The sequence below is a fragment of the Thermomonas sp. genome, from assembly GCF_025993755.1.
Taxonomy (GTDB): domain Bacteria; phylum Pseudomonadota; class Gammaproteobacteria; order Xanthomonadales; family Xanthomonadaceae; genus Thermomonas.
The window spans coordinates 1-2,240 of record NZ_JAMQHN010000202.1 but is presented as its reverse complement, the minus strand read 5'-3'; the positions used below and the strand labels follow the sequence as shown (position 1 = coordinate 2,240).

Sequence of the window (2,240 nt, the reverse complement as noted above, 5' to 3'; positions counted from 1 at the left end):
GGGCGAGTGCGATGCTCGCCCGCAACAGCTTGTGCATGGGAATCCGGCTCCAGCGAAGGACGTTGGATGGCCCGGCCTGCGGGCAACGCGGGCCGGGCGCTACGCTGCAACGGTCAGGGCCGGACGGAGGGCGGCGCGCGGCTCCGGTAGGCGCTCGCGGTCGGTGCGAGCGCGGCTGCGCCGGAATCGGCGCTGGGCATTTCCTGGACGCAGGCCGGGCACGGCAGCGCGGCAGGCTTGCCGGGAGGGGCGCCGCTGCCCAGCGCGGCCGCAGCGAGGCACAGCTCGCACTGGGCATGCGCGGGTCCGTGCTTGCCGTCGTCGCTGCCCGCCCGCGCGCTCTCGTGCGCGACCACGTGCCACGCGGCAGCGGCCTGCGCGAGCGGCATCAGCAAGGCGAGCCAGAGCAGCCACGCGAAGCGGCGGCGCGAAACGGAGTCGTAAGGGCCTGGGCGCATGGCGAGCGCCCATCGTAGCAGTGCCGGCCACCGGGGCACGAATCGGGCAATTGACGGTGCGCAAGACCGGCGCCGCGCCGCGAGCCCATCCTGACGTACCCTCATGCCTGCGGCCAACTCTCGCAGGGCCCCAGCGCACCATGCCCGGCTCCGACACGATCGCGTACTTCTCGATGGAGATCGGCCTCGACGAGGCGATGCCGACCTACAGCGGCGGCCTCGGCGTGCTCGCCGGCGACACCGTGCGCTCGGCGGCCGACGGCGACGTGCCGATGGTCGCGGTCACGCTGGTGCATCGCAAGGGCTACTTTCGCCAGCGGCTCGACGCCGTCGGCGGGCAGACCGAAGAGCCGCAGCCGTGGTCGCCCGAGGCGCTGCTGACCGAGATGCCCGCGCGCGCGAGCGTGAGCATCGAAGGCCGCGAGGTCGCGCTGCGCGCGTGGCGCTACGACGTGCACGGCGCGGGCGGCGTGACGCTGCCGGTGCTGCTGCTCGACAGCGACCTGCCCGGGAACGCCGAGTCCGACCGGCGCCTCACCGACTACCTGTACGGCGGCGACGAGCGGTACCGGCTTTGCCAGGAGATCGTGCTGGGCATCGGCGGCGTGCGCATGCTGCGCGCGCTGGGCTACGACAGCATCCGCCGCTTCCACATGAACGAGGGGCACGCGGCGCTGCTCGTGCTCGAACTCGGGTTCGAGGAGATGAAGCGGCGCGGGCTCGACGAGGTGACCCGCGAGGTCGCGGTGGCGGTCAAGCCGATGTGCGTCTTCACGACCCACACACCGGTTCCTGCCGGGCACGACCAGTTTCCGCTGTCGATGCTGCGCAGGGTGCTCACCGACTACGGCGACGCATACAACCAGCGCGCGGTCGAGTTCTGCCTCGACAACGTGCTGAACATGACCTACCTCGCGCTCGACAACAGCCACTACGTCAACGGCGTGGCCAAGAAGCACGGCGAGATCTCGCGCCAGATGTTCGGACAGTACAAGGTCGACTCGATCACCAACGGCGTGCACGCGGGCACCTGGATCGCGCCGCAGATCCAGGCGGTGATCGACCGGCACATCGCGGCGTGGCGCGAGGACAACGCGAGCCTGCGCTCTGCGCTGGGCATCCCGCGGCACGAGCTGTGGGCGGCGCACCAGGCGGCGAAGCAGGACCTGGTCGCCTGGGTCAACCAGCGCACCGGCGCGACGCTGTTCTCGAACACCTTCACGATCGGCTTCGCGCGCCGCGCGACGCCGTACAAGCGGGCCGACCTGCTGTTCCACGACCTGCAGCGGCTGCTCGCGCTGCACCGCAGCGCCGGGCCGATCCAGGTCGTCTACGGCGGCAAGGCGCATCCGCGCGACGGGGGCGGCAAGGACCTGATCCGGCAGATCTTCGCGCAGATCGCGAAGCTGAAGGGCCAGCTCGCAGTCGCCTACGTGGAGGACTACGACATCGCGGCGGCCCGGCGCATGGTCGCCGGCGTCGACCTGTGGCTGAACACGCCGCAGCCGCCGCTGGAAGCTTCGGGCACCAGCGGGATGAAGGCCGCGATGAACGGGGTGCCGCAGCTCTCGGTGCTCGACGGGTGGTGGATCGAGGGCTGCATCGAGAACGTGACCGGCTGGGCGATCGGCGACGGCAACACGGGAAACGGCGGCGGCATCGACGAACGTGCGTTCGACGCGGAGTCGCTGTACAACAAGCTCGAGACGGTGATCCTGCCGATGTTCTACCGCGACCAGGATCGCTACATCGACGTGATGCGCCACGCGATCGCGCTGAACG

At 70.8% G+C, this 2,240-nt stretch carries 2 protein-coding genes; one reads left to right on the top strand and one right to left on the bottom strand.

Features of this window, described 5'->3' with window-relative positions:
- Positions 1-113: 113 nt before the first annotated feature.
- Positions 114-458, bottom strand: coding sequence for a hypothetical protein (locus Q0X16_RS13230; RefSeq protein ID WP_297835329.1), 345 nt, complete (start codon positions 456-458; stop codon positions 114-116).
- A 56-nt stretch (positions 459-514) separates the two neighbouring features.
- On the opposite strand from Q0X16_RS13230, the gene glgP reads away from it, so the two are divergent.
- Positions 515-2,240: alpha-glucan family phosphorylase (glgP, locus tag Q0X16_RS13225; RefSeq protein WP_297835332.1), on the top strand; the 1,726-nt coding region annotated here is incomplete at its 3' end.

Coding starts and splice junctions, on each gene's coding strand:
- Q0X16_RS13230 (WP_297835329.1), bottom strand. CDS start 458: ATGCGCCCAGGCCCTTACGACTCCGTTTCGCGCCGCCGCTTCGCGTGG.